24 protein-coding genes are annotated in these 26,164 nt (G+C 54.7%); 5 read left to right on the plus strand and 19 right to left on the minus strand.

Annotation, left to right across the window (positions count from 1 at the left end):
* Positions 1 to 179: 179 nt before the first annotated feature.
* The 7 genes from ACZ439_RS26890 to ACZ439_RS26920 form a co-directional block, all read right to left on the minus strand.
* A complete protein-coding gene (locus ACZ439_RS26890; RefSeq protein WP_464620448.1) occupies positions 180 to 605 on the minus strand; it encodes a hypothetical protein in 426 nt (141 codons plus the stop codon).
* A 41-nt stretch (positions 606 to 646) separates the two neighbouring features.
* Positions 647 to 934, minus strand: a complete 288-nt coding sequence (locus ACZ439_RS26895; protein ID WP_141334771.1) for a hypothetical protein — start codon at positions 932 to 934, stop codon at positions 647 to 649.
* 82 nt (positions 935 to 1,016) lie between these two features.
* Complete coding sequence (locus ACZ439_RS26900; protein ID WP_127605867.1) at positions 1,017 to 3,320, minus strand: thiamine pyrophosphate-dependent enzyme; 2,304 nt, start codon at positions 3,318 to 3,320, stop codon at positions 1,017 to 1,019.
* Between the two features lie 29 nt (positions 3,321 to 3,349).
* Entirely contained in the window at positions 3,350 to 4,354 is a 1,005-nt protein-coding gene (locus tag ACZ439_RS26905) for a 2-oxoacid:acceptor oxidoreductase family protein (protein ID WP_127605865.1), read from the minus strand.
* A gap of 648 nt (positions 4,355 to 5,002) precedes the next feature.
* Positions 5,003 to 5,302 (minus strand): hypothetical protein, encoded by a 300-nt coding sequence (locus ACZ439_RS26910; protein WP_230875937.1) that lies wholly within the window; start codon positions 5,300 to 5,302, stop codon positions 5,003 to 5,005.
* Between the two features lie 55 nt (positions 5,303 to 5,357).
* Positions 5,358 to 6,566 carry an MFS transporter gene (locus tag ACZ439_RS26915; protein WP_141334775.1) on the minus strand — a complete coding sequence of 403 codons (1,209 nt, stop codon included), beginning with the start codon at positions 6,564 to 6,566 and terminating at the stop codon, positions 5,358 to 5,360.
* Positions 6,567 to 6,582: 16 nt separating this feature from the next.
* Positions 6,583 to 7,752 (minus strand): iron-containing alcohol dehydrogenase, encoded by a 1,170-nt coding sequence (locus tag ACZ439_RS26920; RefSeq protein ID WP_054798937.1) that lies wholly within the window; start codon positions 7,750 to 7,752, stop codon positions 6,583 to 6,585.
* Positions 7,753 to 7,933: 181 nt separating this feature from the next.
* Between ACZ439_RS26920 and uraA the strand changes: the two genes are divergently transcribed.
* Entirely contained in the window at positions 7,934 to 9,226 is a 1,293-nt protein-coding gene (gene uraA, locus ACZ439_RS26925; RefSeq protein WP_054798936.1) for a uracil permease, read from the plus strand.
* Between the two features lie 68 nt (positions 9,227 to 9,294).
* Here the strand turns inward: uraA and ACZ439_RS26930 are convergent, their stop codons facing one another.
* The 7 genes from ACZ439_RS26930 to ACZ439_RS26960 form a co-directional block, all read right to left on the minus strand.
* Positions 9,295 to 9,690 carry a hypothetical protein gene (locus ACZ439_RS26930; protein WP_054795436.1) on the minus strand — a complete coding sequence of 132 codons (396 nt, stop codon included), beginning with the start codon at positions 9,688 to 9,690 and terminating at the stop codon, positions 9,295 to 9,297.
* Positions 9,691 to 9,902: 212 nt separating this feature from the next.
* Positions 9,903 to 12,056 carry a hypothetical protein gene (locus ACZ439_RS26935; protein WP_464620449.1) on the minus strand — a complete coding sequence of 718 codons (2,154 nt, stop codon included), beginning with the start codon at positions 12,054 to 12,056 and terminating at the stop codon, positions 9,903 to 9,905.
* Positions 12,057 to 12,095: 39 nt separating this feature from the next.
* Positions 12,096 to 13,271: an ABC transporter permease gene (locus ACZ439_RS26940; protein WP_127605855.1), complete on the minus strand. Its 1,176-nt coding sequence runs from the start codon at positions 13,269 to 13,271 to the stop codon at positions 12,096 to 12,098.
* The gene (locus ACZ439_RS26945) at positions 13,268 to 13,987 is read right to left on the minus strand and encodes an ABC transporter ATP-binding protein (protein WP_054795523.1); all 720 of its coding nucleotides are present in this window, start codon (positions 13,985 to 13,987) and stop codon (positions 13,268 to 13,270) included. Before ACZ439_RS26945 ends, ACZ439_RS26940 begins: the two co-directional genes overlap by 4 nt.
* Positions 13,988 to 14,012: 25 nt before the next feature.
* Positions 14,013 to 15,716: an efflux RND transporter periplasmic adaptor subunit gene (locus ACZ439_RS26950; protein ID WP_054795434.1), complete on the minus strand. Its 1,704-nt coding sequence runs from the start codon at positions 15,714 to 15,716 to the stop codon at positions 14,013 to 14,015.
* 141 nt (positions 15,717 to 15,857) lie between these two features.
* The gene (locus ACZ439_RS26955; RefSeq protein ID WP_054798934.1) at positions 15,858 to 17,117 is read right to left on the minus strand and encodes a sensor histidine kinase; all 1,260 of its coding nucleotides are present in this window, start codon (positions 17,115 to 17,117) and stop codon (positions 15,858 to 15,860) included.
* Positions 17,110 to 17,796 carry a response regulator transcription factor gene (locus tag ACZ439_RS26960; RefSeq protein ID WP_054795522.1) on the minus strand — a complete coding sequence of 229 codons (687 nt, stop codon included), beginning with the start codon at positions 17,794 to 17,796 and terminating at the stop codon, positions 17,110 to 17,112. The genes ACZ439_RS26955 and ACZ439_RS26960 overlap by 8 nt, the downstream gene beginning before the upstream one ends.
* 181 nt (positions 17,797 to 17,977) lie before the next feature.
* Between ACZ439_RS26960 and udk the strand changes: the two genes are divergently transcribed.
* Positions 17,978 to 18,595 (plus strand): uridine kinase, encoded by a 618-nt coding sequence (gene udk, locus ACZ439_RS26965; protein WP_464620450.1) that lies wholly within the window; start codon positions 17,978 to 17,980, stop codon positions 18,593 to 18,595.
* Positions 18,596 to 18,706: 111 nt separating this feature from the next.
* Here the strand turns inward: udk and ACZ439_RS26970 are convergent, their stop codons facing one another.
* The 4 genes from ACZ439_RS26970 to ACZ439_RS26985 form a co-directional block, all read right to left on the minus strand.
* Positions 18,707 to 19,531, minus strand: coding sequence for a tyrosine-protein phosphatase (locus ACZ439_RS26970; RefSeq protein WP_054795432.1), 825 nt, complete (start codon positions 19,529 to 19,531; stop codon positions 18,707 to 18,709).
* A gap of 182 nt (positions 19,532 to 19,713) precedes the next feature.
* Positions 19,714 to 21,216, minus strand: coding sequence for a flotillin family protein (locus tag ACZ439_RS26975; RefSeq protein ID WP_127605847.1), 1,503 nt, complete (start codon positions 21,214 to 21,216; stop codon positions 19,714 to 19,716).
* Positions 21,217 to 21,228: 12 nt separating this feature from the next.
* Positions 21,229 to 21,765, minus strand: a complete 537-nt coding sequence (locus ACZ439_RS26980) for an NfeD family membrane protein (protein WP_054795431.1) — start codon at positions 21,763 to 21,765, stop codon at positions 21,229 to 21,231.
* A gap of 127 nt (positions 21,766 to 21,892) precedes the next feature.
* Positions 21,893 to 22,732 (minus strand): hypothetical protein, encoded by an 840-nt coding sequence (locus tag ACZ439_RS26985; RefSeq protein ID WP_054795430.1) that lies wholly within the window; start codon positions 22,730 to 22,732, stop codon positions 21,893 to 21,895.
* A 320-nt stretch (positions 22,733 to 23,052) separates the two neighbouring features.
* Here ACZ439_RS26985 and ACZ439_RS26990 point away from each other — a divergent pair, with 320 nt between their 5' ends.
* A complete protein-coding gene (locus tag ACZ439_RS26990) occupies positions 23,053 to 23,874 on the plus strand; it encodes an NAD(P)/FAD-dependent oxidoreductase (RefSeq protein ID WP_054798932.1) in 822 nt (273 codons plus the stop codon).
* Between the two features lie 111 nt (positions 23,875 to 23,985).
* Positions 23,986 to 24,960 (plus strand): YpdA family putative bacillithiol disulfide reductase, encoded by a 975-nt coding sequence (locus tag ACZ439_RS26995; RefSeq protein WP_127605841.1) that lies wholly within the window; start codon positions 23,986 to 23,988, stop codon positions 24,958 to 24,960.
* Positions 24,961 to 25,023: 63 nt separating this feature from the next.
* On the opposite strand, the gene ACZ439_RS27000 is transcribed toward ACZ439_RS26995, so the two are convergent.
* Complete coding sequence (locus ACZ439_RS27000) at positions 25,024 to 25,752, minus strand: phosphonate ABC transporter ATP-binding protein (RefSeq protein ID WP_127605839.1); 729 nt, start codon at positions 25,750 to 25,752, stop codon at positions 25,024 to 25,026.
* Between the two features lie 129 nt (positions 25,753 to 25,881).
* Between ACZ439_RS27000 and ACZ439_RS27005 the strand changes: the two genes are divergently transcribed.
* A complete protein-coding gene (locus tag ACZ439_RS27005; protein WP_164751739.1) occupies positions 25,882 to 26,052 on the plus strand; it encodes a hypothetical protein in 171 nt (56 codons plus the stop codon).
* Positions 26,053 to 26,164 lie beyond the last annotated feature (112 nt).

The raw sequence follows: 26,164 nt of genomic DNA on the forward strand, positions 1-26,164 counted from the left end.
GAAGTTCCTTTATTCGAGTAACCGTCAAGCATGGATAAACCGCCCGGTTGATGGTCCGGACGGTTCGGGTAGTTCGGGTGGTTCGGTTTACGCTTTCTTTTTCGACGGTTCGGAACGTTCGCTGCCGAACGCCATGATCACGTTTTGAATTTTTTGCAGCCGAATAAATTCGTTCTGCTTCAAGTCGGAGCGGAAATACGCGACAAGTAGGCGCCCTCCAGAAACGTTAAGGACGGGTAGCAAGCCAAATCTGTATTCGTATACGGATTGTCAATGAGAATCTGCCATTCCCCGGCCCGATCGTCGCCTACTATCGATTCCAGCACGGTTTGCTTAAACTGTGCAATCTGCTCGAACTCGTTCCAGATGTCCACCCAAGAAGGGCTGAACCGTCCCGGCTCGGGAAACAACTGCCTGGCTGCGGCAAGCAGCCGGTTTACGCGCTCGATTTCACCATCCTCAAACCGTTTCAGCATGTCGCGGAATCCTTCCAGAAACAGCCGGAACGCTGTAAATCCGCCTTCAACGACCGTTTGCCGGAACTGCTGCAGCTCCTGATCGGTAGAGGCTTGTTCGAATATGTTAAAAGGGTTCGTTTGGTTCAATAGGTTACCCTCCCCGTTCCCGTCCTGACCCGCCTGCGTGTTTAACGCTGCCGGGTCGTCATCACGCCTTCCAAGCTTAACAGCAGTATTCGTGACGGATCGTTTTTCAATTTAACGTTACAAAGCTTCACGCGGTTCTCGTCGATGGACAGTACGAGCCAATACGGTGCGTCATCACGGCCGATTGCATGCAGAAACGATTCCTTCTGCGCTTCGGCCTCTTCTTCCGTTTCCCATTGCTTGACGCCGTAATAGTCCAAATCATAGTTGTTCTTCTGCAGACAGGCGGCGATTTCGCCCGTGTTCGATTGTCTAAGCACAATGGGCATCTGATGAATCCCTCCCTTACCTGCGTCTTCGCGCCGGAAAAAAAGGGCGCAAGCCCATATCGAGTTTGCGCCCGGATTGATCTTACAAATACGGATTTTCGTGTCTGGCCTTCAGGCGGCTCCAGCGGCGCTCGACTTCGTTCTCGAACGATTGCAGCGCTTCGGCATATTCGGGCTTCGTCAAGTGTTTCGTCTTGCCCATGTTCTTCAACCAATCGCCGACCGGAATCCGCTTGTTTTTATCTTCCGGATTGTACGTGATCGTGGTCACGCCGTTCTCGATCTCATACATCGGGAAGAAGCAGGAGTTGACGGCTTCATCGATCAGCGTCTGGCCGATTTGCTCCTCGGACAACCAGTTAAGCGGGCACGTGATTAAGATTTTACCGTACACGAGGCCTTCGTTCTGGGCGTAATATTGAGCTTTTGCCGCTTTCTTCAGCAAATCCTGCGGCAGCGACTCGGAACCGGTGAACACGTAAGGGATGTTCGTGGCCGCCATGATTTGCGGCGTATCCTTATGGTGGAACAGCTTCCCGCCTTGATGCTTGCCGACGTTGGACGTGGACGTCCGGTGGCCGAGCGGCGTCGAGTAGGACAGCTGCGCGCCCGTATTCATATATCCTTCGTTGTCGTATTCCAAAATAATCATTTTATGATTGCGGAGCGCCGCGCCGATCGCAGGACCCATACCGATATCCATCCCGCCGTCGCCGGTAATCATGACGAAGGTGAAGTCGGCCGGCAGGTTATATTGATCGAGTTCGCCTCTTCGTTTGCGTTCCCAGAACATTTCTACCACGCCGGAGAGGGTAGCCGCACCGCTTTGGAACAAGTTATGAATGTATGTCGCTTTGTGTGAAGAGTACGGATAACCGGTCGTCACGACCATCGCGCAGCCGGTATGGAACAGCGCTACGATATCGCCCTCGATGCCTTTGAAGAACAGCTCGAGACCGGAGAAAATTCCGCAGCCCGGACAGGCCCCGTGACCTGGAGCGAGACGTTTCGGCTTCTTGGTCAATTGACGGATCGGCGGCACTTTCACTTTCAGCTGGCCGGTCTCTTCGTCTTTATTGACCGTGATCAGGCCGGTGTTCAAATCTTCGTACTTCATCGGCTCGATCACGCGCTGCGGCTTCTTGGCCGGATCGCCGGCCGTATGGCCATAGTAATCGAACGGCACGGCCACTTTGCCTGCCTCAACCGCCTCAAGTGCCAGTTGGAACAACGCGTGTCCGTCTTCGGCATAGAAATCTTTACCGCCGAGGCCGTAAACGCGGCTGATTACGAGCGTATCAGTGTAACCGGCCGTGTACAGCGCCGCTCTGATCTCGAGCGACATGTTGCCTCCGTGCGCGCCGTACGAATCCGCCCGGTCGCCGATCGTGACCGCCTTCACATTCTTCAACGCTTCGGCGATTTGCTTGGCCGGGAACGGACGAATCATGTTCGGTGCGATCGAACCGGCCTTAATGCCCTTCTCGCGAAGCTGGTCGACAACGTCTTTGATGATCTCGGACGACGAGTTCATCAGGAATACGGCCACTTCCGCGTCTTCCATCCGGTACAGGTCGAGGATCGGGTAGTCGCGGCCCGTCAACACTTTGTACTCCTGCCTGATGCGGTCAAATACTTCGCCCGCGCGATACATCGCTTCGGACTGCTGGTAACAGTTGTTGATGTAGTCCGGTTCGTTCATGTAAGGACCGACGGTGATCGGGTTGTTGCGGTCCAGCACGTGAGGGAAGTTTTGCGGCTGCTCGCCGATGAACGCATGCACGTCAGCTTTGTGAGCGAAGGTTTGCACCCGGCGCTTCTGGTGGGACGTGAAATAACCGTCGGAAGCGACGATGACCGGCAAGCGCACTTCAGGGTCTTCGGCCAGCTTGATGGCCATGATATTCATATCGTATACGGCTTGCGGATCACGGCTCATCAGAATCGGCCAGCCCGTATTCAGCGCATAGTACAAGTCGGAGTGATCCCCGTGAATGTTAAGCGGTCCGGAGACGGAGCGGCACACCAGGTTCATGACCATCGGGAAGCGCGTACCGGATTGCACCGGCATTTGCTCCAGCATGTACAAGTAACCGTTGGCGCTCGTCGCGTTGAATACGCGGCCCCCCGCGGTCGATGCGCCGTAACAAATGCCTGCGGAACCATGCTCCCCGTCGGCCGGGATCAGTTTAATGTCGTGTTGGCCGTTGGCCTTCATCAGATCGAGGAATTGCGCGACTTCCGTCGACGGCGAAATCGGAAAATAACCCATGACATGATAATTGATCTGGTGCGCGGCATACGCAGCCATCTCGTTCCCGGACTCGTACACCATCCGCTGTTCGACCGTGCCCGTACTCACTTCTTTATTGATCTCAATAGCCATTTGTTTCGTTCACCTCTCCCGAATTTGTATTATTTCACCAAATCAAAGCGATGCGGCACGCGGTTCGCTTCGGCGTAGCCTTCCATTTCGCGGTTGGATGACAGCGCTTCCGTCGGACAGGCGACGACGCACTTGAGACAGCCCTTGCAGTATTGATAGTCAATGCCCTGCAGGAACATCTGCGGTCTGCCCTTCTTGTCCGGCTGCTCATCCCACACGAAACAAAAGTCGGGACAGGCGGTGTCGCACGCGGCGCAATGAATGCATTTCTCATCGTCAAAATGCGGCATCATCCCGTTCCGGGAAATGCTCAAGTCTTTCAAAATGCTGTTCCCCGGGTTGGAAACCATCCCGCCGATCGGCTGGGTCAAGTACCCGTATACCGGAATGTCCCAACGCTTCGGCTCCGGCATCGACTCGCCCTCGGGCAGCGTGAACGTCTGGAACCTGACTTCGTCGTAACCGCGTTGGAACGTGCGCAAAGCCGGCTCCACGGCGCCCGGGTATTTTTTCTCCAGACTCTTGCGGATAATGCTCTTCATATGTTCGAAATCCAGAAATTCGCACAGACGGAACAATCCGCCAAGCATCGCCATGTTGACGCGGTTTTTCTCCTCAAGCGCGATCCCTGTAGCATCGACGACGGCCACGGTTCCGCCGATGAGGTTCATCTTCTCTTTCAAATCTTCAGGAGATTTGCCGGAGTTCACGAGCACGACGCTGTCCTCGTAAATGCCGCTGACGACGTTAATCGTCTTGGATAAATTTTCATGAAATACGCCGACCACGTGCGGTCGTTCCACCGGTGTCGTATCGCGGATATTCGTTTGCAAGTCGCAGAATCGAATATGCGCTTTAACCGGAGAGCCTTTTTTCTCGGAACCGTAGGAAGAAAAGCTGACACCGTTGAAACCGCTTCCGACAACGCCCGCTTCAGCAAGCATCTTGCCTGCCAGGTTAGCCCCAAGCCCGCCGATGGATTCTAGCCGAATCTCAAAGAAACCGAGCTCATTCGTTTTCGGGAGAACTCCCATGCTAGTAACGCCCCCTCGTACAATTGGATGGAAGGAATAGGATCCCTTTGCATCAGTATAACAGCTTCTAAGTTTCACGAATAGTGTTTTTATTATCATTTTTTCTGATAAGTGGCTTTCAGAAAGGATATTTTTCAACTTTACGCAGATATTTTTCACGTTGTTTAGTAGTATATAGTAATACTACTAATACAGAATGAAAAGGAGTCTGACGGTGTAATCCTACGTCCTGTCAGCTTATCCGGACTGGAATTAAATTACATCCAAAGCAGCAAGAGAGCTTATGCGTCCGAGCGTTCAAGATGGATTTGTCCGAAAATGGGGGTACGACCGGCAGCCTTTGCGCTATACATTTAGCCATGAGGGAACGTCAGGGAGCCTTGCGGCAGGCCGGCAGCCTGACATGTTTGGAAGCCCATATTCCGCGGAGATGTAAGAAAAGCTCCTGACCGGAGCCTTTTCGAGGAAGATACATTCGTGTTTTTAAGGCAGCTTTTCTTGCGATACAGCAAGTGTTCAGCTCCGCTGAAAACTAATACTTCCGGTATCTTAAGAAAAGCTCCTGACCGGAGCCCGGATCTTGTCTGCTGCGCTACGGTTTCCGAGCTAAAAAAAACTCCGTCCCGCACGGCAGGACAGAGGCATTCTTCAAACTTCGGTACGATAGCGGCGGAACAGCGTCCACCAGCCGATATACAGCGCGTACACGCCTAAATAGGCCCCGCTGCCCAAAAAAACAGGATCATAGAACACTTTATGCACTTCGGTCATCATCACGGTATCTTTCACGACAATATCGAACACCGCACGGGCCGTACACAATCCGAACCCGTACATCGCTGCAACCCCGACCGCGTCGAAAGCGATGGACGCCCGCGGCGCGAGAAAACGGATGACAAACATGAAGGCCGGAGCAGCGACGGAGCTTGCGGCCAGCAGCAAGAACAACGCGCATCACCTCAACCCTAGCTTGCGCCGGAGGCTGGGCGGCTATGCGCTGCTGTTACATGCTTTCCTCCCGAACATGCCGGACGGCCGAGCGTTTGCTCTTCGCCATAAACCATACGCGGGTCAATACGGCGGCGGTCAGCCCAAGAGCCCCGGCCAAATAAAATCCGCTCTTCAAGCCTCCCCATTCGTTCAAGCCTCCTGCCAGAAAAGGGCCTGCGAACATGCCGATCGCATAGACCGCCTGATAGAAGCCCATGGCAGTCGCTCGTTTCTCATCCGGGATATGCTCGATCGACAGACCGAGCAGCAGCGGCAGATGCAGCCCCTGCACGCAGCCGTTAATCGCTTGCGTGGCGACGAGCAGTCCGAAACCCGGTACGAGCGTAGTTCCTGCCGAGCATATCGCGCTGACAACGAAGCCGGTCATCACAACCGGCCATGCGCCGAACCGGGGCGCGAGCAGCCGGCCCGAGTAGTAGGCCGTCAAGGCGTGCGGGATCATGAAGGCCAACACGAGCAGGGTCAAGTCGAATTGATCGGCACCCATACTAAGTGCGTACGAAGGCGTAAACCCGAACATCGTAATAAAGAGGACGCCGTGCGCCAAGATCGAAAGCGTCGACACTTTCAGCAGCAGCCGGTCTTTCATGACCGCGAACAAATCCTCATACCGCATCGGCGCCCGATGCATCTCGCCCTTCGGCTCCTTCAAGGCAAACGCCAGCGCAAATCCGACCAGCCCAATGATGGTCCCGGCCCAGAACGTGGCCGCCCAACCGCCGGTTTCCACCAGCAAACCGCTGACGCTCATGCCGATCAACTGTCCGGCGGCGGTGAGCAGGCTGATCATGCCCATCGCACGCGTCGCCTCCTCTTTCCGGTACAGGCTGGCGTACATGACCGTAAAGGCAACCCATGTCGATGCGGATATACCGGCCATGATCCGCCCGGCAAGCGCCCAACCGAGCTGTTCGCCCATCGCAAAGCAGAGGCAGCTTAACGTGACGGTCAGCATGCCGAGAACCACATACGGCTTGCGGCGTTTCAACCGATCCGACGCGATGCCAAGCGGAAGCCGCAGAATGATTTGCATCAGCCCGTAACTGCCAAGCACGACCCCCATCATCGTATAAGAAGCGCCCAAATGCTCCAAGTACGGCGACAAAATCGGGACGTACACGTAAAGCGAACACCAATATAAAATCGTTACGAGAATGAATATCGCATGGTTAAGACGATGCGAACGCTGGTTATTGTTCATGGCCGGTACCTGTCATTTACAAGCTCATGCGCAATATCGCCAGCACATCATCCGCGCCCAGCTTCCGGAAATAGCCGATCGGACCGAAGCGTACAGCCTCCTCCGCCATGCGCGGCAAGCTTTCCTCTCCGATGTTCAAGTCGCTCAACCGGGACGGCGCGCCGATGCGCGTAAAATATTCGCGGGTCGCCTGAATGCCGGCAAGAGCGATTTCCTCGTCCGATTTGCCTTCGGGTTCAATGCCCCATACCCGGACGGCGAACTGGACGAAGCGATCGATCCGATCTCGGTATACGTATTTCAACCAGTTCGGGAAAATAATCGATAGCCCTTCCGCGTGGGCGATATCGTAGACCGCGCTAACTTCATGCTCCATGGCGTGCGTCGCCCAATCGCCCTGCATGCCGACGCTGATCATCCCGCCGTTCAGCGCGTAGGTGCCGCACAGCATCAGGTTCGCGCGCGCTTCCGGATGCGCCGGCTCCTGGAGCGCCTTCTCCCCGTTCTCAATGACGGTCTGCAGAATCGATTCGCACAGCCGTTCCTGCAGCGGCGTATCCGTCGTCTGGCTGAAGTATTGCTCCATCACGTGCGACATCATGTCCACAATGCCGTTCACCGTCTGATTCGCAGGCACCGTGTACGTCAACGTCGGATCCAGAATGGAGAACTTCGGAAAAGCGTACGGGCTGCTGAACGATTTCTTCAAATTTTGCTCCCAATCGGTAATGACGGCGCCGCCGTTCATTTCCGAGCCCGTGGCCGATAACGTCAGCACGGTTGCGATGGGAAGCGCCGCTTCAATCTTTGCTTTGCGAAGCAGAAAGTCCCACACGTCCCCTTCGTAAGGAACACCGACCGCTACAGCCTTGGCTGCGTCGATCACACTGCCGCCGCCGACCGCGAGTACCAAATCGACCGCTTCGTCGCGGCACAGCTTGATGCCGCGGCGCACGGTCGATACCCGCGGGTTCGGTTCAACGCCGGGCAGCTCGACGATTCGTGCGCCGATCTGGTGAAGCTGCTTAATCACCCGGTCATACAGCCCGGTTCGTTTAATGCTGCCGCCGCCGTAAACCAGCAGCACGGTTTGGCTGCCCAGTTCGGCTACTTGCTGACCCAGCTGGTCGGCCATGCCTGCCCCGAACAAGATTTTTGTCGGGTTATGAAAAGTAAACGAGTTCATCGTGAAATGCCTCCTTCGTAGATAGAGCGATATCGAATTGCCAATTTTCATTATACGCTTCGAATTGTAAAGATGAAAATTTAGAAAAAACAATGGTATTTTCAAGGGAATTTGATTATGATATTAGCCGACGATACATACAGGCCTAAATTAATTCTACTCGTCAAAGGGGTGCGTCATTTTGTCTCGTATTCGCGAAGTGAAGGTGGGCGAGCGCCCGCCGCTGCTTCAAAGTTTGCCGCTTAGCCTGCAGCATCTGTTCGCTATGTTCGGCGCCACCGTACTCGTGCCGGTGTTGTTCAAGATCGATCCGGCAACTATTCTATTGATGAACGGTATCGGCACGCTGCTTTACTTGCTGCTGTGCAAAGGGAAAATACCGGCTTACCTCGGGTCCAGCTTTGCATTCCTGTCCCCCGTCTTCGCCGTCTTAAGTTCCGGCATGCCGTATCAAGCCGCGCTCGGAGGATTTATCGTATCGGGTCTTATTTTTATCCTCGTCGCGCTTCTTATTCGCGCCGTAGGCACCGGTTGGCTCGATGTGGTTTTCCCGCCGGCGGCCATGGGCGCGATCGTCGCCGTCATCGGGCTTGAGCTTGTGCCCGTCGCCGCGGAAATGGCCGGGTACATCAAGCCGGCGGCTGCCGGCGCCGATTGGCGTATAGACCCGGATGCCGTGCTGATCTCGACCGTCACGCTGCTGATTACGATCGTCGGGAACGTGCTTTTCCGCGGCTTCTTCAAAATCATTCCGATCCTGATCGCGATTGTGTGCGGTTATGCCCTTGCTTACGGGCTCGGCTTCGTTAACCTGGACCCGGTCATCGCCGCCCGGACCTTCACGGTGCCGACGTTCTACGCGCCGCAGTTCGAGCTGTCCGCCATCACGATCATCGCGCCGGCGGCGCTCGTCGTCATCGCCGAGCATATCGGACACTTGATCGTAACGGGAAATATCGTCGGCCGCAATTTGTCGAAAGATCCGGGACTGGACCGCTCTCTGCTTGGAAACGGCATTTCGACGGTTATTTCGGGTTTTGTCGGCTCCACCCCGAATACGACGTACGGTGAAAATATCGGCGTCATGGCGATAACACGCGTCTATTCCGTCTGGGTCATCGGCGGCGCCGCCGTCATCGCGATTGTGCTGTCTTTCTTCGGTAAGCTGGCCGCCTTCATCAGCACGATCCCTTCGCCTGTCATGGGCGGCGTATCGTTGCTCCTGTTCGGTGTCATTGCCGCTTCCGGCATCCGGATGCTGGTGGAAACGAAGGTCGACTATTCGAAGACATCCAATCTGATCCTGACCAGCATCGTGCTCGTCGTCGGACTTAGCGGCGCGACCGTGACCATCGGCAGCTTCAGCTTGAAAGGCATGGCGCTTGCAACGGTGCTCGCCATCCTGCTCAGCCTGTTCTTCAATCTGCTGGAGAAGCTTAAGCTATCCAATGAATCGACCGACGCGCCGCACTGAACAGGCGTTTGTTACTTGCAAAAAGAGGACCGACCGAAGATAAACTCTTCAGTCGGTCCTTACTTCATTCAAGTCACGGCGTCGAGCCCGCCATATTTGGAGATCGCCAGCAGCAAATCGTTCAAGACCGGAAGGATGAACTGTGCCGTGCCAAGGCTGAACATTCCGCTTCGGTTATGCACAACGGCATCCTTAACATGAATACGGTAATGCTGCATGCCCGTCTGCATGTTAACCGTCTCGCTTACGCTTGAGCTTTCCCGCTTGATCCGCATCGGCTTGGTGCCGACGGGCAGTTCGAACGGGGTAATGCTGATAATGTCTTCCAAGCGGATATGGTAATTGGCGTGCGGCTTCTGATAGATCAGTTCTTTTGTTGAGACCGTCAACCCGAAATCACGCTTCTTGTGGGATAATTTAAGTTCGCCTTCCAGCGCTTTGATTCGAATAAAGTTCTCGTTCAAAGGGCCTTCCTCCTTGGGCCGGCGAGCGGCGGGAATCGTATGGATGCTGCAGCAGCTCATCATACCAATGCCTAAGGCATTAGAACGAGCATACCACATCTTACAGCGATGCGCTACACGCATCCTCCGGCTCCCCGCCGCTTCAATCCTCCTTGCCTTCCGGAGTGCTTCCCCCCGCAGGAACAAGCTCTTGCCGTTCCGCCGGTCGATGGTTATTGTTTCAAGGTTGTTAACAATCGCTTGGCCGCACCGTTTGGCGTCTGAACCGTTTCATAGATGCGGATACTGAGCGGATAGTTGAACTGGTTGTTGCTTACGCTCGCCAGCGTAACGGTCTGCAGCCCGTCGATCAGCTTATTCGCGCCCTGCAGCGAGTAGGTCGTACTGCCGAGGCTGCGGCCGGTCTGATCCGCCAATTCGAATTCGAGCGCCGCCATGGCGTCGTCAAGGATCACCTGCGCCTCTTTCTTGATGCTTAAATCAAGGATAAGTTTATACGACCAGGTGCTGTTACTGTAATTGCCGCTTAAATCCCACTGCTTGATATTCACTTCGTATGGATACATCGCGAGCTTCGTTCCGAACAATTCCGGTTTATCCTCATCCGAAGAACGTACGGCCACTTGAGCCGACGAGATCGGAAGTTTCAGCGCGCTCGCCGTATTTTCCAGGATGTTCAGCTTGAATGTGCCTGTAACGCCAGGCGGCAGCATATAAGAATAGCTGTATACATAGGCCGAACCGGGAATCAGCTGGGTTAGCGTCGTCGTTTGCTTGACGCCCGGATAAGACTTGCCGGACGAATCCTGCAATTCCGTCGCAAATTCAGGCAAATCCAGCGTCTCCTGCCCTTTGTTCACGAATTTATATTTCGCGATCACCGACTGGTAGCCGCTCTCCGTGTTCGTGTGGGCGTTAATTTCAACTAAAGACATCTCCAAATCGGAATCGATCGTCTTATTGTCCGCTTCGAAGACGAACGGCGTGCCGAAGGTGTACGCGCCGGACGTTATTCCCTCAGAGCTCGAAGCAAGACCGTTGTCCAGGTTCACAGCCGCGACCGGAACGCCAATGGCGCCTGTAACGGCCGAATTGTTCCCGGATGCCGCCGCTTGTCCGCTGCCGGCTGCGTTCGTATTCGCAGCGGCGGCTGCGCTCATCTGCGACGATTTCTCGGACAAATAAAATTCGTAAGCCTTCGAAACAAGCTCGTCAGGCAACTCTACCGCAAACTGATACGTTGTCGCCTTGCCGGCAGCCGTATATTTCTCGGTGCCGACGATGGTTTCCATCGTTACGGAATGTTGCTGATCTTTCGAGACGAGCAGCCCTATCAAATCAGGGTTGGCTATCGAACGGCTGCTGCCGTTGTGAACGACCGCTGTAAGCAGCGCCAGTCTTTTGCCGGACTGCCTCACTTCCTCCGCCTTCGTCACTTCAACCGACAAGCCTTCTTTTCCCTGACCGTTAAATGCGGCCTTCTCCCCCAATTGCACCAATTGGAACAAGGATTGAAGTCCGATTTCTCCGATTGATTTGCCCGTCGATTTGTTGTTCAATCCGAGGTTCACCTTCCCGAGCTCGGGCTCGGCATCCAACGAAGCATGAAGCAGCAAATGAGTGATCGATGATCCGTCCAGCTTGCTTTCATCCACTTTACTCGCCGTCAAAGCGAACGTTCTCTGCCCGTCCTGCAGCACATAATTCATATTGACCGGATCCCAGCTGTTTGCGCCCGATACTTTCACTCGCGAGTCCAGCGTGATGTTCCATTTGCCGTCTACCGGATAGGCGAAGGCCTTGTCGATTTGTACGGAAACAAACGTATTGCCGGTCACGGTGGAATCTGCGCTCGCAAGATTAAATACAAACTGATGATCGTTCTGCTGAACCGACATCGCTTTTTCAACGGAAAGCGCGCCCAGCTCCATATGATTCCGACTGCGGTCAAAGAAGCTTACCTTTAGCTGATCTACGGTTAAGGCCGAGGGCAGCTTGGAAATAAAGGAGAACGAACGTTTGGAGTTAGGTGCAACGAGGGCGTCCGCCTTTTCGCTCAGCTGCGCATAATAGCTTTTTCCGTCCGTTGTCGTCACCTGGACGCCATAGTTGTTAAAGTCAACCGCGGAACCGCCGGCGTTGTTCAACTGAACCCGGAACTGGATCGTTTGACTGTCCGTTCCCTTCGCTAACGAGACTTCTTCCAATGTGAAATAGACCGAGTTGTTAATAAATACGCCCTCTTTGCCTGCAAACGATACACCCGGATTCAAGGTATATAACAGCAGGCAAGCCACGATCAGCGCCCAGGCGATCAGCGGATATTTCACGCGGTGCGGTCGATTGAATTTTTGTTCTTTATTCAATGTTGTAGCCTCCTTAGAGCTTTTGCCAAAAAATGAGAGTCAATCCGTACGCAAGGCGTCGATCGGACGCAGCTTGGATGCTTTATTCGCCGGATAAATGCCGAACAGGATGCCAACTGCAACGGAAAATAAAAAGGCATAAATGCTGATGTCCCATGAAATGACGGTCATTTGATTCTTGTTGATGTAGGGCCAGGCCAGCGAAATGCCGATCCCCAGAACCAGCCCGATCAAACCGCCCAATCCGCTAATGACGACGGCTTCGACCAGAAATTGCATCAGAATGTTTTTGCGCTTGGCGCCGATCGATTTCCGGATCCCGATCTCTCTCGTTCGTTCCGTAACCGTTACGAGCATGATATTCATGATCCCGATCCCGCCGACCAGCAGGGAAATGCAGGCGACGCTGACAAGCTGGCTCGTCAACGAACTGGTCGCAGCCGTTCGCGCCTCGACCAGCGAATCCTGGTTCAGTACGCGGAAACCGTTCGCGCTCTTATACTTGGTCGTCAAATAATTCGAGAAAGTCTTCTGTGCCGCCGCCATCTGTTCCTTGTCGGCCGCTTCGATATAGGTCGTCCGGATGTTGCCAAGGCCCAGCTGTCTTTGTGCCGTTGACAGCGGGATAACGATCGATTCGTCCACCGAGGTTCCCATCGTAGTCCCTTTCGTCTTTAACGTGCCGATGACCGTAAACTCGTACCCTTTAATATTAATTTTTTTGCCAATCGGGTTCGCCGATTCGAACAGTTCCGTTGCAACCGTACTGCCGAGTACGGCGACATTGGTCCGGAAGCTTAAGTCCGATTCCGAGAGCAATCGACCGGCAGCCAAATTTAATTTCGTAATCGAGAAGTAGCGGTCGTTCGTCCCGATGACATTATAGGACTCCTGCGTGCGGTCATACTTGATGTTCACGCCCGAGGAAGTGACGGTAGGAGCCAAGTAATTGAATTCCTTGAATTGCTCGAACTGCATCACTTCGTCGTAGTTCAGGCTGTTCGCGCGTCCCTGACCCATAATGTTTACGGTGATGAGATTCGTTCCGAGATTTTCATATTGTTTTTCGATGGCAGCCGTAGTTCCGCGTCCGATGGAGACTAGCGTAACGACCGACGCTACGCCGATAATAACGCCCAGCATCGTAAGCAGCGTTCGCATCCAGCTGGCCGTTACCGTTTTGAGCGCCATGGAGATGAGTTCCGATACTCTCATCGCAATACCTCCGCTACCGCCCGGTGAGCGGGCGCAGCGTTGCGTTGATCGCTGACAATGTGCCCGTCCCGGATCGTTACAACGCGTTTGGCATTCTCTGCGATATGAAGATCGTGCGTAATCAGAATGATCGTGTTGCCCGCATGGTTCAGCTCGATCATCAGCTCCAGCACTTCCTGGCCGGTGGTCGAGTCCAGCGCGCCGGTCGGCTCATCGGCAAGCAGAATGGCCGGCCCGATTGCGAGCGCCCGCGCGATCGCTACCCGCTGCTGCTGTCCGCCCGACAATTCGCTCGGCCGGTGATGCGAACGCTGGCCCATTCCGAGCGTTTCCAGCATGTGCATGCCGCGCTCTCTTCTCTCTTTCTTGGAAAAACCGGCATATATCATCGGCAGTTCGACATTTTCAATGGCGGTTAATCTCGGCAGCAAATTAAATTGCTGGAAAATAAAGCCGATCTTTTTGTTCCTCACTTCCGCCAATTGATCGTCCTTCAGCTTCTCCGTCACGACGCCGTCCAACACGTAGGAGCCGGATGTCGGGACGTCAAGCAGCCCGATCGTATTCATCAAGGTTGATTTGCCGGAGCCGCTGGGACCTACGATGGCGATAAACTCCCCCTGTTCGACGGAGAGGGAAACGCTCTTCAGTATGGTCAAATCCTCCGTTCCCCGTTTGAATTGTTTGACGATATCCTTCAATACAATCAAGCTCATAACCGCTTCGCCTCTCTCTCCGGCATTATCTGTTGTTGCCGCCTCCACCGCCGCCAAAGCCGCCTCCGCCTCCGCCTGGAAAACCTCCGCCCTGGAAGCCGCCCTGGTTTCCTCCGGAGCCTCCGAATTGTGAAGCGCCTTGTTGGAATTGGTTGCGCATTTGCTCGATTTGCTGCGGGGTTAAATTGTTCACTCTGGTCGATCCGGCTAGCACGACTTGATCGCCTTCGGCCAAGCCTTCGGTAATCTCGACATGGCTGCTGTCGTTCGCGCCCACCTTGACTTCCTTCCGCTCTAGAGTGCCGTCCGCTTTCTGAATCGAGACTGTATGCCGCCCATTTCTCACTTGAACCGCTTGCGTCGGCAGCAGGAGCACGTCTTTCTTGTCGGTGATAATAATGTCCGCACTCGCGGTCATGCCGTATTTCAGCTCCGGACTGCTCTTCATGCTCAGAATGACGCTGTATGTACTGACGCCGTTGGTAGTCGTGCCGACGGTCGATACTTGCGTCACTTCCGCATCGAACGTTTTGCCCGGAATGGCATCGACACGCACCTTCGCCTGCTGCCCGACCTTGACGGAAGGCAGATCCAACTCATCCACGCTAATCGCCAGCTGCAAGGTGTTCAGGCTTGCGACCGCGCCCAATTTAACATCGCTTTTAATGGTCGATCCGACGCGGTAAGAAGCGAGCACATTCGTTTTGGTATCTGCAAAATCCGTAGAGAACACGCCGTCGAACGGCGCGTATACTTTCAAATTCGCGAGCTGATCCTCCAAATCCTGAATCGTCTTCGTTTGCTGCTCGATTTGCTGTTGTTTCGTCGCTATATCTTTGGACAAGCTGTCGTTCACGATCGTGGCAATCAACTCCCCGGCGCGTACGCTGCGGCTTTCCGTAATCTCCAGCTTGCCGATCGTCCCCGTAACGCCTGCGAATACGGTCGTGGTCGTTTTGTATTGAAGCTTGCCTGCGGCCGTCGACTCGACCTTCAATCCATTCACGGACATAGAGCCTTGAACGTTAAGATCCGCATCCAACGTCCCGTCGTTATCCACTCGAATCTTCACATCGCTGATCCGGTTTCCTTTCGAATCTGCCTTGTTCCCGGTCGAAATCGATTCGATCGTGCCCGACTTGGTCAGCAGAAATCCATCGATCGTTAATTCCACCTTATCGCCGACCCGAGCCTGCGCCGCTTCCTCCTGGATGAACGGCAGCGTGACCGTTAACGTTCCGGTATCCGCTATCGTCGCGATTTTCGTCGTTTTGGAAACGCCGGCGCCTTCGCTGATATTGGCGGCCAAAATCAGCTTTCCGCTCGTCGGCGCCGTCGTCTTCAGCGCCCGCAGCTGCTCTTGAAGATCCTGCAAATCCGTCTGGTATTGATTCAAAGTAATCTTGGCGCTGTCCAATTTCTCGACCAGATTCGTATCGGTGAGCTCCAGCAGCAGGTCTCCTTGCTTAACGGTTTGATTCCGCGCCAGGTTGATCGTTTTGATCATCCCTTCCTTGGGCGGAGTGATCATCTGCAATTGCTCCGCGGCCAGCTGAGAGGTGCCGGTAATCGTAGCCTGAAGATTGCCCCTGGTTACTTTGACGGTTTGTTGCCCGGCTGTCGCTCCGGGCTTCGTCGTTTTGGCGCCTTGGGTGAAATAAACCGCTGTCCCTCCCCCTGCGACGAGCAGTGCAGCCACTACAATGATTAGGGTTTTCTTCTTGTTCACTGGCGATGTACCTCCCGATAAAACTTCTCAAATTCGTTTCCCTGTGATTATTAAATCAGAAGATTATTAAAATAAAATTTGAAAAGCTTAAGAATAGCTTAGTTTAGCCTGAAAAAATGCAAAAAAAAGACGCCGGATTTTTCAGGATTGAAAAATCCGGCGTCTCTTCTTCAGCAGCTTCGGATTCCATTCGCAGGGAAACCGCATTTGAATGACCGTGCCTTGACCCTCATTGCTTTCCGCACGGATGGAGCCGTGATGGGCTTCCACAATCCACTTCGCAATCGATAAGCCGAGACCTACTCCGCCGTCCGACCGCCTGCGCGCCTTATCCGCTCTGTAGAAACGATCGAACACATGTGGCAAATCTTCCTTCTTGATGCCGATACCCGTATCCGCAATTTCGATGGTGACGTAGCTGCCGTCCGTCTCCGTCCGGATGCTTATCGAGCCTTCGTGTGTATATTTCAACGCATTATCCAGCACAATGACCAGCAACTGATGCAAATAATCCGGATCTCCCGTCATGGACAAAGCCTCGGGCGTATACGTTCGCAAGCGGATGCCTTTCAGTCGGCACAAGTCCTCGAACTCGTTCGCGACCTTAACAATCATGCCGGCCAGCTCCACCTTGGTATATTGAAGCTGGAACTGGTGTGAATCGGAACGGGCGAGCGTCAGCAAGTCTCCGACCATCTTGCTCATGCGCTTTGTTTCATCGATCATCACGGCGATTTTCGCGCTTTCCTGTTCGACCGTTCGCTCCGGATGCCGGAATAGACGCTCCAAGTGAAGCTGCAGCACGGATAACGGCGTGCGCAGCTCGTGTGAGGCGTCCGAGACGAACTGCTGCTGCTGCTCCCAAGCCTTCTGAATCGGCACAAGCGCGCGGCTTGCCAGAAACAACCCCGTCATGACGGCGATCAACAGGCTGACAAGGCTGCCCGTTCCGATCAGAAACAGCAGATTGTGCAGCACGTTCCGCTCCGGCTCCAGGTTGTATGCGATCTGCAGCCTTCCGTTCGGAACCGTTTTCGTCAACACCCGATATTCGGAATCCTGGACGGTGATATTGACGAAGGCTCCTTCTACGCCGGCTTGCTTCAACGTTTCGAGCAGCGGTTCTTCCACGCCGTCGCGCGGCGCCTGGAACTGTACGTTGCCATGCGCATCCCATTGGACGAATGTCATTAATTGAGGGGGGCGAAAAGGGAAATTTCTGCCCGGTTGACGGTTGCTGATGAACGTGAAGCCGTTCATTTCGTTCTTCATGGCCCGATCCGTCTGCGCATATAACCGCTTCTCGGTCGAATAGTAGAGAACCGCGCCCAGGCCATTGAACAGCAGAAAAAAAACAAGGGAAAATAACAGGACCAACCGATACCTTGTCTTGTTAAACATGCGCCCCCTCCGCCTTCAGCATATATCCGACGCTTCGCACCGTACGAATATACGACTCGCAGCCGCAAGCGTTCAGCTTCTTGCGAAGGTAGTGCACGTACAAGTCGACGGCGGTTTCGTTCGCATTCGAATCGAGTCCCCACACCCGGTTGAAGATTTGATCGCGCTTAACGATCTGCTCCTTATGCTGAATCAAGTAGGCAAGCAGCTCGTACTCTTTGCTCGTCAGCTTGATCAGAGTGCCGTTGCAGGTTGCTTCGCAATCGTCCGGCGACAGAACGAGGCCGCCATAAGTCAGGGGCGTTTCTTCCGCCGGGCCTTTCTTGCGCCGATGGAGCGCGCGCAGCCGCGCCAGCAGCTCATCGATCGCAAACGGCTTCACCAAATAATCGTCGGCCCCGGCATCAAGTCCCTTCACTCTCGCTTCTATCGAATCCCGCGCCGTGAGAAACAGGCAGGGGGTACGTATTCCGTGCTTTCGCAGCGATTGGATCATGCTGAGACCGTCCATGCCCGGCAGCATGATATCCAGTACCAGCAGGTCGTAATGTCCTTGCTCTGCGAGCGCATATCCTTCATGACCGTGCTCCGCATAATCGACCTGGTAGTGCTCGTCCTCCAGCACAGCCACGATCGCATCCAATAAATGGGCGTCATCCTCGACAACCAACACGCGCACGTTCAAGCACTCCCATCTGAACTGAATTCCTCGTATGAACTAGTATAACCGCGGTTTTTCACAGGAAGCAAGATCAATCCCGGCGAGCGTGCACATGTTGTCGAACAAACTCGTTTTCCTACCCCGCTTATGCTACAATACTACAATCGAAACTGTATGCTGCAGGAGGACAAGGATCACCATGTTGATTATCGGTATCGCCGGAGGCACGGGCTCCGGAAAGACGACTGTCGCCCGATCGGTTATCGACCGTCTCGGGATGGATAAAGTTACGTTTATTTCACAGGACAACTATTATAAAGACCATTCGCACTTGCCCTTTCATGAAAGAGAATCGATCAACTACGATCATCCGCTCGCCTTCGATAACGAACTGCTTCTGGAGCATCTCCGGACGTTGAAGCAGCACCGTACGCCGGTCCAGGCGCCCGTCTACAACTTCTCCATGCACAGCCGTTCGACAACGGAGACGGTCGAGTTGATGCCGAATAAAATTGTCATTATCGAAGGGCTGCACGTATTGTCCGACGAAAAACTCCGCGGCATTCTCGACATCAAGGTGTTTGTCGACACGGACCCGGACGTTCGCATTCTGCGCCGCGTGCTGCGTGATATTCACGAGCGCGGGCGGTCTATCCAATCGATCCACGATCAATATTTACACACGGTCAAGCCGATGCACGAAGCGTTCATCGAGCCATCCAAAAAATATGCCGACATCATCATCCCCGAAGGCGGGCAAAACGAGGTCGGCATTCAGCTGCTCTCCATCTTAACGGAGAAATACTTAATGACGTAAATTATATGTGTTATTAAATATATATCAAGCTAACAGATTCAGATACGGTTTGCGCTTCAGTGCGCAGTGAAAGAGCTTCGCCCATCCGGGCGAAGCTCTTTCATCTCTGCCTTATACAACCGATCGCGCCGCCTCTTCTTCAAGCAGCAATTGCTTTAACCGCTGAACGCAGCTCGGATCGATGCCGCACACATCCGCGACGTAACGGTCCATCGATCCGTGGGTTTGAACGACCTCCTCGAGGACACGTACCAAATATTCCCGCTTTACAACTAACAAATCCTCGAAACGCTCGGGTGGGATTTGGAACAAGGTAACCCAGCGCATGAACCGGATAAAGGGGCGGACCCTCGGTTGAAAATACGCGTTCGTCAATTCATACTCGTCCAGCACCGTAGACATCGGCACCCCGACCAGCAGCTGGATCAAAGCGCTCAAGTAGCCCGTCCGGTCCCGGCCGGCCGTACAATGAATCAATGCGGGCATGTTCGAACGCTCGCTCAACAGCGAGATCACTTCCTGAATTTGAGTCGTGCTTTGATGCGCAATGCTCTGATAGAAAGCCCGGTTGAACGCGTCAAATTCGGATTTGGCGCTTTTGCGGAGGAGCATGCCGATCAGCTTCGCTTGATTGAGCTTCTCCCCCTCTTTAAACGGATAAATCGGGATATGAACGGTTCGCAGCCCTTCGGTCGGAGGAAGCCGATCCGGCTTCTTCTGTCGTTCGTCGGGCGTGCGCAAGTCACAAATCAGCTTCAACCCGTATTGATTCAGCTTGTCTAGGTCCTGCAGCGTCAGACGGGATAAATCGTCGGAGCGGAACAAAACGCCCGCTTTCATCCGGCGACCGTCGGCGGTCGCCAGCCCGCCGATATCGCGAAAATTGAATAACTTGGTAAAGGGTCTTACGATGGGTCTTTCTTCGGTTCCGTTCACGTTGTATACATTCCTCTTTCTACAATCAGTGTTATTCAATCAGGATAAAGCATTCCACTTGCGCACGGTTCGTACAAAACGATTATATCGTTTTTTTCCGTAAACGAATATAGACAAGGAGGCAGCTTTGCAGCTGCCTCCTTGTCTTTCGGCGGAATGTATCGGCTTACAGACCACTTGCGTTATTCGGCCGCAGGCGGCTCCACGGCTGCCGGCGCCGCAGACGGCGTCACGGATCGCTTCGTGAAGTTTTTGATCAGTTCCTCCACGTCCAAACCGCTGACGTTTTTCAGCATGTCGGGAGCCGTCGCCATCAGCTCGGTCACGTAATTGCTGACGCGCGTCGCCCCTTTGCCGCCGCCCGTATCGACGACGGTCAGCTTGTCGATCGACTTCATCGGCTCCGCGATTTTGCCGGCGAGCTCCGGCAGCATCTTCACGATGATGTCGAGAATCGCGGCTTCGCCGAACTTCTCGAACGCCTCCGCCAATTTCTCCTTCGCCTCGGCCTCCGCCAAGCCGCGCAGCCGTATAACCTCCGCTTCCGCCGAGCCCTTGGCGCGCTCCGCATCCGCGATGGCCATCCCCTCCAGCCGCTTCTGCTCGGCCATCGCCTTCGCTTCGGCTTCGATCCGGTACTGCATCGCGTCGGCTTGCGTTATTTGCTTCGCCTTCTCCGCTTCCGCCGCCTGGATGACAGCATACCGGTCGGCGTCCGCTTTCTTCTTCACTTCCGCATCATACTGCTTCTCCCGGCGTAAAATCTCTTTAGCCTCGAGGTCGATCTCGCGCTCCTTGCGGACGATCTCGACGCGCATTTGCTCTTCGACCACGCTTTGCTTTGCGCGAGCCTCCTGGATGTTGTACGCCTGATCCGCTTCGGCCCGCGCCATCTCTTGATCTTTCTTAAAGGAAGCGACCTTCAGCTCCTTCTCCTTGTTCGCTTCCGCAATGTTCGTATCGCGCAGCAGCTCCGCCTTCTGCCCTTCTTCCTCAGCAAGCGCCTTCTTAATCCGCGAATCCCGCACGGCTTCCGCCTCCGCGATTTCGGCATCGCGCTTCACAGCCGCGATCCGGGGTTTACCCAGCGCGTCCAAATATCCGTGCTTGTCGCGCAAGTCTTTGATGGTGAACGAGACGATTTGCAGACCCATTTTCTTCAAATCTTTGGCCGCGACGCCTTGAACCTCTTGCGCGAATTTATCCCGGTTGCGGTACACTTCCTCTACCGTCATCGAGCCGAGAATCGCCCGCAGGTGCCCTTCGAGCACTTCCTGCGCCTCACCCTTCAATGCTTCCGTCGGTTTGCCCATGAACTGCTCCGCCGCCGTCGCAACGTCCTCAACCGCGCCGCCGATCTTAATGATCGCCACGCCGTCGGCCATAACCGGCACGCCCTGCTCGGTATACACTTCAGGCGTTGAGACGTCGAGTTTATGCGACAGCAAGGATAAAAACTCGGCCTGCTGGAACACCGGTAATATGAACGATCCGCCACCGCGCACGATTTTAATTCTACGGCCGGTATCGTCCTCCATCACGTTTTTGCTGCCCAGGAAGGAACCGGTTACAATCATCGCTTCATCGGGACTAACCGTCTTATACCGCGCCCAGAACGCAAGTCCCAGCACGACGATCACACCGACAACAATACCCGGAATTACAAATACATCGTTTACATTCATTCCCTTCACTCCCTATTCCAAATTGGTTTCAAGCGGAGATACCCAGACCGAACCTTCACGTACTTCGACTGTGACGACACGCGCCCCGGATGCGATTTCGATGCCGTCAAAGCTCTCCGCGATTTGATTCGTCACGCTGCCGCCCATCCGATACAATACTTCCCCGCAGCCGCGCGCCGGAATCGGGACCGATACTTCCCCGATGCGCCCAACCAGATCGTTCATGGAGAACGCAACGGAATTATCGGTGTTGTTCATCGGTTTAACATACAATAAATAGACCAGAACCGAAGTTCCGACGGCCACAAGTGACGCCAACGCGAGCACGTACGCCGTGCCGAGAGAGGTGAGCCTCATCAGCATTAGCCCTGAGCCGCCCATAACCGTAATTGCGCTAAACAAGACCATCGGTTGAAAAACATGCAGCAGATCGCCGGACATCCAACCGAACATCCCGTCCAGCGCATTGCTGAGCAAATCTCCTAGCAGCACAGTCACCAGCGCAAACAAAATACCCGTCACCAGCAAGCCCGTATAAACTTCCTGCATCCGAACTCCCCCCTGGTTGTTTAGGAATTACCCAACGGTTAATACGTGAAATTCCGTCAAATAGTTGCACTTTCACCTGAATATTTTACAAATAAAGTATATCAAACAAAACCACCGCCCGAGTAACTTATCGGTCGGTGGCTTTGTTTTTCAACGCCATCATTTGATAGACGGCTCTCGTATCTCCGCGCAGCGTCACCTCGGCGCTGCGCATTTGCGATGAACCGTCGCCGTCCAGGAAGATGCCGTCGACCAGTTGGCCGGGTGCGATCGTCTCCCGAATCGCCGTGCGGAACGCTTCGACGGTGCACGGCTTGTCCGAGACGATCATCCACAACGCTTGCTGCCGGTCGTAGACGGCTGCAGACCGCAGGCGCGGAGCGTCCATCACGGGCATATTCTCTTTCCTTGCCTGCGCCCGCCACCCGGCTTCGTCGTTCAGCGACATGCTGACGCCGCCTTGCGCCCAATACCGTTTCCGGTCCGTGACCTGCAGCCGGTTCGCGGCATCCGTCACCTGGATCGAGAAGCGCTGCGAAGCTTCGTCCCACACCAGCGTCCCTTTCGGCACATCGATATTGGTCCATCCCGAACCGTAGTCGTGCGGCTGGCCTTTGAGCGGACGATCGCCGATGACCGCGATGCTGAGCAGATCCCCGTTCCAGAAGAACCCTCCGTTCATCCCGTATTCGTTCGTATCGGTTACATTCGTAGCGATTGCCCGCAGTTCGACATTAGCGGGGCTCGTACGCAGCGCATGAAGCCGTACGCCGTTGGAAGCGCCATACAGGGAGTACGTATAGGGCGGGGGCGGGGCCGGCGCGGGCTTCCGGAACGTCGCAATCGGCAAGCCGAGCTGATGGGCCAGCAGCAGCGACAGCCATAAGCCCATTAGAAATCCGGCGATTAACAGACCGGGAGATACGGTGCGCGTCGTACGCACCATTTTCGGCAGAGCGGTATGCATCGGTGTTCCCTCTCCTTCTCGTTCAGAGCGGCCCGCCATATCGAGCCTCGCAATCTATTCTATGAATCCAAACTAGCGATTATGACGGGACGTCGCATAGAATGCCCTGATGGACGTACCGGTTATGCCGAATAATGGATAAAAAACGCGCTTCCGATCTCATACTAAGTGTTGTGTCATTCCATACCGAATTCAATCCTAGGAGCGCCTCATGAACCTTATATCCGGGCGGTTGTTGTGGCCGCTCACCTGGTTAGACGCACCGACTTATCCGAAGCTCGGACACGATATTGAATGCGACTGCTTGATCGTCGGGGGTGGTGAAGCAGGAATATGAAACGCTCTCCCGATACGGATTTCCTGTGGCCTACTTGGAAGCCGCCAACATCCGGGCGAGATTTCCCTTCGAGAAGCCGGGTGCCATTCTCTCCAACGGGGACGCCGAAATCAATCCGTACAAGAACGCCCACGCCTTGATTCAGACCGCGCGCCGCCACGGGCTGCGCGTCTACGAGGAGACGCAGGTCCAGCGGCATGAAGCCGGTAAGGACTACAATATTTTTATCACAACCGACGGCCGGCGTATTCAAGCGAAGAAAACCGTGTTCACGACAGGGTATGAGACGCAGGAAATCAAACCAAATCCCAATGCCGTAATGTCCAGCACTTACGCCATTGCCACGAAGCCTGTCGAAGCACTGGCATACTGGCCCACTCGCTGCATCATTTGGGAGACGGCCCGGCCTTACCTGTTTATGCGGACGACCGCCGATAACCGTGTCATTATTGGCGGCTTGGACGAAACAACGACGGACCCGGACGAACGCGATCGTAAATTGCCGGCCAAGCAAAAGGAGCTGCTGCAGGAGGCGATCAAGCTGTTCCCTGCCTTATCGGGATCTGATGCCGAATACGCATGGGCCGGGTTATTCGGAGGCACGCACGACGGCTTGCCGTTAATCGGCAGGCAGGCCGGCTTCCCGCATTGTTACTTCGCCTTGGTGTACGGCGGCAACGGTACCCTATACAGCACAATAGCGGCGCGGATAATAAGAGGACTCATCACCGAAGGCAGCCACCCGGACGCGCCGCTGTTCCGGTTCGATCGTCCGAAGCGCGACCCAGGCTTCTCTGTCGGGTGACCGCCTGCTTCTTTTACCACGTAAAAACTGGAATCGTCTCGCCCGATCGGTTACTATGGTAATGAAATACTATTTCATACTATGAACCTATCGCATCGAGGTGATCGTTAAATGGAAGAAGCCGTCGTGATTGGAGCCGGCCCTTGCGGCTTATCCGCCGCCATCGAACTGCAAAAAATCGGCATCGACCCGCTGGTGATCGAAAAGGAGAACGTTGTTCATTCCATTTATTTATATCCGACGTACATGCAATTTTTCAGCACGCCGGAACTGCTCGAAATCGGCGATTATCCGTTCAGCACCCCCAATGAGAAGCCTACCCGTCAGGAAGCGCTCACTTACTATAGGACAGTGGCAAGCCGCAGGCAGCTGCGCGTACGCCCTTATCAGCGCGTGACTGAAATCGGAACGGCTGGGGACGGCGCCTACAAGCTGACGGTGGCGGACGCAAGCGGACGGGTTAACATCGTCGAAGCGCGCCATGTCATCGTGGCGACCGGCTATTTCGACCAACCGAACCTGCTTGGCATTCCCGGTGAGCAGCTGCCGAAGGTGAGCCATTATTTCCGGGAAGCGCATCCTTATGCAGGAACGAAGGTAACGGTCATCGGCGGCAGCAATTCCGCCGTCGACGCGGCGATGGAGCTGCTCCGCGCGGGGGCGGAAGTCACCGTCGTCTACCGCGGAGATACGTACTCGCCCGTCATTAAGCCGTGGGTGCGGCCGATCTTCGAGAGCATGGTGAACAAGGAACGAATCCGGATGTGGTTCGGCTCCCGGGTTACACGGATCGATGAAGCATCGGTCACCGTCGTCAAGGACGGCCAGGAGCATACGATCGAGAACGATTTCGTGCTGGCGCTTACCGGGTTTCATCCCGACCGCAGCTTACTCAGAGCCGTCGGCGCCGCTTTCCGCGACGACGACGAAGTGCCGCTCTTCGATCCGGAGACGATGGAGACGACTTGCCCGGGCATTTATATCGCCGGCGTCGCCGCGTCAGGCAGGAACGCCAACGAAGTATTTATCGAGACAGGCCGCAATCACGGCGTCTGGATTGCGAGGCATATCGCGAGCAAGCGGTAGCCTTCAAGTGAAGAAAGCCGGGGTCCCCATGGGTTCCCCGGCTTTCTTCGGTACGTGTATCGGTTAAAATATAAGTTCTTTTTCCCTCTGGGTCAAACGACGACCGGCGATATCGACGACGAAGCGCCCGCCCGAAATTCCCCAGATGCGTGAGCCGAATTTCTCGGCGAGCTCGATTTGGTGCAGGCTGCAGAACACGAGCAGCTTCTCTTTACGGCAAATGGACTGCAAATCCTCCATCACGCGGCTGGCCGCTTCGGGGTCGAGACCGGACACCGGCTCGTCCGCGAATATGACTTTCGCGCCTTTAATCAGCGCCCTGCAGATGGCGACGCGTTGTTTCTCGCCGCCGCTTAATTTCTCTATCGGCTCGTGAGCTTTGTCGAGCAGTCCCACCTTGTCGAGATAGTCCATCGCTTCCATATGATCTTCTTCCGAGACGGAGTTCGTCAGAAAGCGCCACCATGATTTTTTGAACAACAGCGCGCCAAGCACGTTCTTCAGCGCCGATTTCCTCGGATTGAACTGCGGCTTCTCCTCCAGATAGGCCCACTGCTTCTGCAGCTTGAATTTCTCCCATGCGTTCAGGGACGTAATGTCTTTACCGTCATAAATATATTGCCCTTCATCCCATTTCTCCTTGAGCATGAGACAACGAAATAACGTCGTCTTCCCGCTGCCGCTGGCGCCGAGCAGGGCAACCAATTCGCCCTCGTCCGCTTGGAAGCTAAGCCGCTGCAGCACGCGATGGTCGGGTTGGAACGTTTTGGATAAATTTCGTACGATGATCATCCGAGCTTTAATCTCCTTTGTGCGCATCCGGTAGTCTACTCCACTATATCACGTCTTTCCACATAAAAACCACATTTCGGAACATCCTATTACAGGTTCAATCCCACTTTATAAAGGAGGTTCACCCGCATGAAACATCAATTGGTGAAATTGGTCAGTGAGCAAGCCGGCATTACCGAGGGTCAAGCGGACAGCGCTGTAGAGGCCGTAATCGGATACTTCAGAACGCGTGTGCCTGCCGACATGGCTGAAGAAATCAACAATTTGGCCGTCGGTCACAATCAGGACGATCAAGGGTAACCCCAGGGGATGGCCTTGCCAAAGAAGCCGAACGCGCAGAGCGTCCGGCTGCTTGCTTGCGGAACGAATCCGCTTATTGCGGGTTCGTTTCCTTTGGAACTTCATTTAAACT

This window comes from Paenibacillus sp. JCM 9796 (assembly GCF_055379675.1).

Excerpts from the sequence above, each read along its gene's own strand:
- ACZ439_RS26895 (WP_141334771.1), bottom strand. The coding sequence starts at position 934 with ATGCCCATTGTGCTTAGACAATCGAACACGGGCGAAATCGCCGCCTGT.
- ACZ439_RS26900 (WP_127605867.1), bottom strand. The coding sequence starts at position 3,320 with ATGGCTATTGAGATCAATAAAGAAGTGAGTACGGGCACGGTCGAACAG.
- ACZ439_RS26905 (WP_127605865.1), bottom strand. The coding sequence starts at position 4,354 with ATGGGAGTTCTCCCGAAAACGAATGAGCTCGGTTTCTTTGAGATTCGG.
- ACZ439_RS26915 (WP_141334775.1), bottom strand. The coding sequence starts at position 6,566 with ATGAACAATAACCAGCGTTCGCATCGTCTTAACCATGCGATATTCATT.
- ACZ439_RS26920 (WP_054798937.1), bottom strand. The coding sequence starts at position 7,752 with ATGAACTCGTTTACTTTTCATAACCCGACAAAAATCTTGTTCGGGGCA.
- ACZ439_RS26940 (WP_127605855.1), bottom strand. The coding sequence starts at position 13,271 with ATGAGAGTATCGGAACTCATCTCCATGGCGCTCAAAACGGTAACGGCC.
- ACZ439_RS26945 (WP_054795523.1), bottom strand. The coding sequence starts at position 13,987 with ATGAGCTTGATTGTATTGAAGGATATCGTCAAACAATTCAAACGGGGA.
- ACZ439_RS26955 (WP_054798934.1), bottom strand. The coding sequence starts at position 17,117 with ATGTTTAACAAGACAAGGTATCGGTTGGTCCTGTTATTTTCCCTTGTT.
- udk (WP_464620450.1), top strand. The coding sequence starts at position 17,978 with ATGTTGATTATCGGTATCGCCGGAGGCACGGGCTCCGGAAAGACGACT.
- ACZ439_RS26975 (WP_127605847.1), bottom strand. The coding sequence starts at position 21,216 with ATGAATGTAAACGATGTATTTGTAATTCCGGGTATTGTTGTCGGTGTG.
- ACZ439_RS26980 (WP_054795431.1), bottom strand. The coding sequence starts at position 21,765 with ATGCAGGAAGTTTATACGGGCTTGCTGGTGACGGGTATTTTGTTTGCG.
- ACZ439_RS26985 (WP_054795430.1), bottom strand. The coding sequence starts at position 22,732 with ATGCATACCGCTCTGCCGAAAATGGTGCGTACGACGCGCACCGTATCT.
- ACZ439_RS26995 (WP_127605841.1), top strand. The coding sequence starts at position 23,986 with ATGGAAGAAGCCGTCGTGATTGGAGCCGGCCCTTGCGGCTTATCCGCC.
- ACZ439_RS27000 (WP_127605839.1), bottom strand. The coding sequence starts at position 25,752 with ATGATCATCGTACGAAATTTATCCAAAACGTTCCAACCCGACCATCGC.
- ACZ439_RS27005 (WP_164751739.1), top strand. The coding sequence starts at position 25,882 with ATGAAACATCAATTGGTGAAATTGGTCAGTGAGCAAGCCGGCATTACC.